The 7,287-nt window shown below is 46.6% G+C and carries 4 protein-coding genes; 3 read left to right on the forward strand and 1 reads right to left on the reverse strand.

Annotated features, from left to right (window positions below):
- The 3 genes from VIN08_RS03780 to VIN08_RS03790 all read left to right on the forward strand — a co-directional run.
- The coding region (locus tag VIN08_RS03780) for a VCBS repeat-containing protein (protein ID WP_331960463.1) at positions 1-1,266 on the forward strand (1,266 nt) is incomplete at its 5' end.
- A 30-nt stretch (positions 1,267-1,296) separates the two neighbouring features.
- Entirely contained in the window at positions 1,297-2,850 is a 1,554-nt protein-coding gene (locus VIN08_RS03785; RefSeq protein ID WP_331960466.1) for a glycoside hydrolase, read from the forward strand.
- 30 nt (positions 2,851-2,880) lie between these two features.
- The gene (locus tag VIN08_RS03790; RefSeq protein WP_331960468.1) at positions 2,881-5,304 is read left to right on the forward strand and encodes a sugar-binding domain-containing protein; all 2,424 of its coding nucleotides are present in this window, start codon (positions 2,881-2,883) and stop codon (positions 5,302-5,304) included.
- 224 nt (positions 5,305-5,528) lie between these two features.
- Here VIN08_RS03790 and VIN08_RS03795 read toward each other — a convergent pair whose 3' ends face one another.
- Positions 5,529-7,133, reverse strand: a complete 1,605-nt coding sequence (locus tag VIN08_RS03795) for an arylsulfatase (protein ID WP_331960471.1) — start codon at positions 7,131-7,133, stop codon at positions 5,529-5,531.
- Positions 7,134-7,287 lie beyond the last annotated feature (154 nt).

Here is a 7,287-nt window from a genome sequence, read left to right on the forward strand (position 1 = left end):
TTTAAAGAACACGCTGTTCAGCCCTGGGCTGCCGATAGTTTGAGTGAAGACACTGGTGCGTTATTCTTTGATGCTGATGGCGATCGTGATGCCGACCTGTATGTTGTAAGCGGTGGTGTAGAGTTTCCGCCAGCATGGGCTCCGCTATTGCAGGATCGGCTATACCTGAATGACGGTAAAGGCAATTTTACCAGAACAGAAAATATACTCCCTGCAGATATAGCGAACGGAAGCTGTGTAACTGCTGCTGATTATGATAAAGACGGGGATCTGGACTTGTTCGTAGGAGGACGATCAGTACCCGGTAATTATCCGCTGCCATCGCTGAGTTACCTGCTGCGTAATGATACAAAGAATGGTATAGTGAAATTTACCCGTGCTACACCCGAGGCACTACAAAAACCAGGCATGGTAACTTCTGCTATATGGACAGACTATAACAACGACACGTGGCCCGACCTGTTGATTGCCGGTGAGTTTATGCCGCTGCGATTATTCGCGAACAACAAAGGTATATTAACCGAACAGACACATGAAGCTGGTTTGGAAAATACTTCCGGCCTGTGGTGCAAACTTTACGAAGCAGATATAGATCATGACGGTGATAACGATATTATAGCCGGTAATGCAGGATTGAATCTTCCCTTTAAAGCATCTGTAAACGAACCGCTCACTGTTCATGCAGGCGATTTTAATGGCGATGGCAGAATAGACCCGGTAATGTCGTACTATATACAGGGTAAACAATATCCGTATGCATCGCGCGATGAATTACTGGAGCAGTTGCCGGTATTGAAGCGCAGGTTTGTATCGTACGATGCGTATGCACAGGCAGGCTTACAGGATGTGCTCACAGAAGAACAGCGCAAAAGTGCTTCGGTACTTTCGGTATATACTACGGCCAGCTGCATATTCACCAATCAGAAGGGAAAGTTTGAACCTATATCACTTCCTGTTGAAGCACAATTCAGCATGGTGTCTGGTATAGCTTTTGAAGATGTTGACCGCGATGGAATAGAAGATATACTCCTGGCCGGTAATTTTTATCCATACCGTGTGCAGTGGGGGCGCAACGATGCATCGTCTGGCCTGGTGCTGCAGGGAGCGGGCAAGGGTAAATATATACCTCGTTTATATGGATATACTGGTTTTTATGCCGCAGGCGATGTGCGAAATATAGTGATGCTGCGGAGTGGTAAAGATCAGCGCTCGGTGCTGGTAGCGCGCAACGATGATACTCCCTTACTTTTTAAATGTACCCGATAAACATGTTAAACTTTTACAGAATACATATTCATGCGTAGAAATTATTTTCTGGTGATGCTGGCAATAGTTGTTGGCAGTTGTTCGAAGTCCGATTCTGCTGGTCCTGCATCATCAGCTGATGAAGCCGTGGTAACGATTCATGTGCAGGATAAAAAACAAACCATTCGCAACTTTGGAGCTTCCGATGCGTGGGCTTGTCAATATATAGGTTTGTGGCCGGACGAAAAACGAAATCAGGTAGCCGACTGGTTGTTTAGCACAGAAGTAGATGAAGCAGGCAAGCCGGCTGGTATAGGTCTGTCGGTATGGCGTTTTAATATAGGTGCGGGAAGTGCTGCGCAAGATAACATCTCCGATGAGTGGCGAAGAGCCGAAGGATTTTTAAACAATGACGGAAGCTATACCTGGTCGCGACAAGCAGGCCAGCAATGGTTTATGCAGGCAGCACAGCAACGCGGTGTACAACAATTTATAGGGTTTACCAATAGTCCGCCAGTACAATTGACAAAGAATGGAAAAGCTTTTTCGAGCGATGGTGAACATGCCAACATCAGCGCGGGCAACTATAAAGCTTTTGCAGGATTTCTTGTGGAAGTAGTAAAGCATTTTCAATCGCAAGGCATTACGTTGAATTACCTGAGCCCTTTTAACGAACCACAGTGGGATTGGACCGGCAATGGCCAGGAAGGCACGCCCTTTACCAACCAGGAAATTGTTGATGTTACCTGGAAACTTGATTCAGCTTTAACAGCCAACGGTCTTGCTACACGCATACAGATAGGAGAGGCTGGTAAAATGAATTATCTCTACGAAGCAAGCGACAAGCCCACGCGTGGTGAGCAGATCAAAGATTTTTTTACCAGTACTTCCGCCCGCTATATAGGCAATCTGCAACATGTAGATAAAATGATTTCCGGCCATAGTTACTTTACTTCGGCTCCTATGGAAACCATGGTGCAGGTGCGCAAAAATATAGCGGCGAATATTCAACAGGCTTCTGTTCCGCTGGAGTTCTGGCAAAGTGAATATTGTATACTGGGCGATCAGGAGGAAATTCCCGGTGGTGGTAAAGATACCGGCATGACTACAGCACTTTATGTAGCACGCCTTATCCATCACGACCTGGCGATTGCCAACGCTTCGGCCTGGCATTGGTGGACATCTATATCGGTATATGACTATAAAGATGGATTGATCTATGCCGATAAAAATAAAACAAACGGAAATATAGAGCAGACCAAGTTGCTGTGGGCATTGGGCAATTATAGCCGCTTCATTCGTCCGGGGGCTGTGCGTGTAGGAGTGGCATCTACAGATATCAATACCGATGACACCAAAGGACTGATGATCTCTTCCTATATCCATGAAACCGACAAGAAGCTTGTTACCGTAGTGGTAAACTATGGCAACCTCGACTCGAATATAAAACTGACAATTGATGGTGCGGCTATCACTTCTGTAAAGCCCTATATCACATCTGCACAAACAGACGAGAGCCTGAAGCCTTTGGCGGAGATCGCTGCCGGTGAAGTAATAACCATTCCAAAAAAATCAGTGGTTACACTGGTGAGCGATGTGAATTAAATTATTGATACCAACCCAAACAGGAAACACGTGAGAACTGTATACTATATATTTGTAGCATGCACCATGTTGCTGGGTACAGCAGCGCAAGCGCAACGCGAAGTAGCGCTGTTTAACAGCGACTGGAAATTTTACAAAGGCGATGTAGCCGCAGGTGAAAAGACAAGCACAGCCGATCAATCCTGGCGCACGGTAGAGGTGCCACACGACTGGAGTATAGAAGGGCCTTTTAGTGATGAGTGGGCCAGTGGTACAGGTTATCTTCCCGCAGGTATAGGCTGGTATCGTAAAACATTTCAACTGCAACCCAATCAACAAAAGAAAAATATATACCTGTATTTTGACGGAGTATATAAGAACAGCGAAGTGTGGATCAACGAGCACTATCTCGGCAAACGCCCCAATGGTTACGCCTCTTTTTATTATGACGTAACAAAGTACCTGAATGCTGCCGGAAAAAATATAGTAGTGGTAAAAGTAGATCACACCGATTTTGCTGATTCACGCTGGTACACCGGTTCAGGTATAAATCGCAATGTATACCTTATAGCCGTTGAACCGGTACATATAGCCGTGTGGGGAACATTCTTTACAACGCCATCAGTCACCACCGAGCAGGCGCAGGCCGATGTGCAGGTAACGGTTCAGAACAATGCAGGCAAGGCGGCCAATGCGCGTATAGCCGTTGCGTTGCTGGATGCAAAGGGCAAGGTGGTAGCACAGGCAGAGAACCGTGCTTTGGCAGCCAACGCGGCAACCACCGATCTGAAATTGTCATTGAAAGTAACGAAGCCGGAATTATGGTCGATCGAAAAACCGGCTCTATATACTTTGCGCACAACGCTATATGCCGATGATAAACCAGTAGATGTTGTTACCGAGCGTGTGGGCTTTCGCCATTTTCGTTTCGATGCCAGCAAAGGTTTCTTCCTCAACGATGTGAATATAAAATTGAAAGGTGTATGTATACACGATGATGCCGGTGCGCTGGGTTCAGCAGTGCCTAAAGATGTATGGGCGCGCAGACTAAAATCATTGAAGGCCATGGGCTGTAATTCTATTCGCATGAGTCATGATCCGCACCAGGACTATCTCTATGATTTGTGCGATGAGCTTGGATTTATCGTGCAGGATGAAGCGTTTGATGAATGGGAGGTCGGTAAAAATAAATGGATCAAAGGATGGAATATAGGCACGCCCGGTAAAGATGGTTATCATACCTACTTTGCCGAGTGGGCTGATCGTGATTTGCGCGACATGGTTTTACGCAGCCGGAATCATGCCAGCATTTTGATGTGGAGTATAGGCAACGAGATCGATTACCCGAATGATCCATATACCCACGAAGTGTTGAACACCGGAAGAAATCCGCAGATATATGGTAAAGGTTATCAGGCCGGAAATCCTCCGGCAAGCAGGCTGGGTGAGATTGCTACGCACCTGGTGCAGGTGGTAAAACAATATGATCCTACACGACCGGTAACCGCAGCGTTGGCAGGCGTAGTAATGTCGAACTATACTGCGTTTCCTGGAGCATTGGATATAGTAGGGTATAATTACCAGGAGTATCGCTATGCAGACGATCATCGTCAGTATCCGGATCGTGTAATTTATGGAAGTGAGAACAGTCGCGCATACAACGCGTGGGCTGCTGTTGACAGCACCGACTATATTTCTGCGCAATACTTGTGGACGGGTATAGATTTCATGGGCGAAGCGCATGTGTGGCCTGAGCGCAGCAGTGGTGTAGGTGTGCTCGATCTGGCAGGTTTTGAAAAGCCGGAATATTACTATCGCAAAAGTTTATGGTCAAACGACCCGGTGGTATATCTGGCGGTGCGCAAGAAACCAACGGAGCCGCGCAGGAATATATTTGGAGGTGATGCACAGGCGCATTGGAACTGGAGCGGTATAGATTCTGTACAGGTGCTGGGCTTTACCAATGCCGAAGAAGCGGAGCTATTTATCAATGGAAAATCGCAGGGTAAAAAGAAGCGTACGCAGAATGAACAACAGGTTATACATTGGAATGTGCGTTACGAAGCAGGCGAAGTATCGATACGATCCTATACCGGAGGAAAAGAAATCAGCCGCTATACTATAGCTACCACAGGCGAAGCAAAGGCATTGAAAGTTACGGCTGATCGTAAAGACATTCCGGCCGGTAGGGGTAGCGTTGCACACCTCGCTATTAACGCTGTCGATGCCGGGGGAAAAGCAGTATTCCAGGCGCAACAGGAAGTAGAAGTGATTGTGGAAGGTCCGGGCAAACTTATAGGCCTGGAAAGTAGCGACCTGGCGAGCCATGAAGACTATAAAGCTTCAAAACGCAAATTATACCAGGGAAAAATGCTGGCGTATGTGCAGGCGGTAAAAGCGGGGCGCATCAAAGTTACTGTAAAAGCGGTGGGTCTTGCGCCTCACACGTGTGAACTCAATGCGACTGCACCATAGCAATATTTTGCGTGTGAGAGGAGTTTTGCCAACAATCACAGAAATATAGCACGCTTTCGTCATGCACAGCAGCATTTAGTCGACAGGATGATACATTTTTCAAATAACTTTTTACTTTTGCAACTTCTTACCTGAAGACGCAGGTAGGTTAGGTTAAGAGCAGGCTATATCAGACGGATGGAGCCTGCTTTTTTATTTTATTTTAATGTCAGATTCTTGTTTGCTCAGTTCGAGCCTGGTATCACCATCGGCTGTGCAGGTTTGATCTTGTCGTAATCCACCACACCGGTTCTGGCGGCCCACTGATTATATTCTACTGAAAGTTCATTGACAACTTCCGGATTTTTTCCGGCAAGATCCGTTGTCTCACCGCGATCTTTACTCAGATCATATAGCTCCCACGTATAGGAAGGATACGTAGATACAATCTTCCATTTTCCTTTTCGCACGGCACGGTTGCCGGCACGTTCCCAGCAGAGCGCCTCACTGCGATCTACTTCAGTAGCTTGTCCGGTCAGCACAGGCAAGAGATTTTTTCCGGCCAACGGCAGGGCTATGTGCCCGTCATACTTTTCAGGATAACGTGCACCGGCTGCGGCATAAAACGTAGGCGCTATATCAATGATGTGGCCCGTACCTTTTACAATCGCTCCACTTTTTACATGCCCCGGAAACCACGCTATAAAAGGGGTGCAGAAACCACCTTCGTGCATGTTGTTCTTATACTGTCGAAGCGGTGTGTTGGATACATACGCCCAGTTCTGTTCCTGGTAATCGTACGAACCGGCTGTACCAATAGGCCCTGCGTTGCGTTGAGGCTTGCGTGCCGTGCTGGCATAGCCGCCTTGTGCACCATTGTCGGACAGAAATACAATGAGTGTGTTGTTATCTTTCTTCAGCTCTTTCAGTGTTGCGAGCAGTCGGCCTATACTTTGATCTACGCGGTCGAGCATTGCGGCATATACTTCCATCTTCGCTTTCCATAATTGTTTCTGGTCGTATGTCAAGTTATCCCACTTGGGTACTTCCGGGTCGCGGGCAGCTACACGATCTTCCGGTAATAAAATTCCCAACGTCTTTTGGCGGGCAATGCGCTCCTGTCGCAGTGAGTCCCAGCCTATATCATAACGGCCTTTATATTTTGCTATATCTTCCGGTAAAGCCTGTAGCGGCCAGTGGGGTGCATTGAAGGCGAGGTATAAAAAGAATGGTTTGCTGGTTTTACTTTGCGTTTGCAAGAAATCCAAAGCATTGTCGGTTATCTTATCCGTGAGGTATTCGCCTGGTTTGAGTTTTTCTTTTTGATTGTTTCGCACCAGCACTACCGGATCGGCCTTGCCATAATTACCAATGTCGAAATAATTACTGGCGCCTGGTATAAATCCATAGAACTGTTCGAAGCCGCGTTGGTTGGGCCAATATATACTGTCCTTACCGAGATGCGATTTACCGGCCATCAGCGTGCTATAGCCATTTTGTTTGAGCACTTCGGCAATGGTGAGCGATTCTTTATTGAGAAAACCCTGGTAAGCAGGCAGACCGAGATTTACATCGAAGTATCCCATGCCGGCACGATGCGCATACTGACCAGTGATGAGCGAAGCACGTGTAGGCGCACAGATGGAGTTGTTATAAAATTCGCGGAAGCGTGTTCCTTCACTGGCAAGTTTATCAAGGTTGGGTGTTTTTATTTCAGAGCCATAGGCTCCTATATCTGAGTAGCCCATGTCATCTACTATGATAAGAATGATGTTGGGCTTTGCAGATTTTTGGGCAAGTGCGGGTATACTGCCTATGCCCAGCAGGATGCAGATAAGGAGTCGTTTCATATATAGATACTGTAAAAACAAAAATAGTCTATTAATTCTATAGACTTAAAATTTTTTTAGCAATTTTGTTCCGCTGTACAGAAAGTCTGTGATGAACGGGCATATACAGCGACTACTACAGCCAATCGTTTTATGACAGAGAAGGACATTGAAA

The organism is Ohtaekwangia sp., from assembly GCF_036568665.1.
Lineage (GTDB): Bacteria > Bacteroidota > Bacteroidia > Cytophagales > Cyclobacteriaceae > Ohtaekwangia.

What these genes read in the sequence shown, in the direction of transcription:
- VIN08_RS03785 (WP_331960466.1), top strand. Translation starts at nt 1,297, where the DNA reads ATGCGTAGAAATTATTTTCTGGTGATGCTGGCAATAGTTGTTGGCAGT.
- VIN08_RS03795 (WP_331960471.1), bottom strand. Translation starts at nt 7,133, where the DNA reads ATGAAACGACTCCTTATCTGCATCCTGCTGGGCATAGGCAGTATACCC.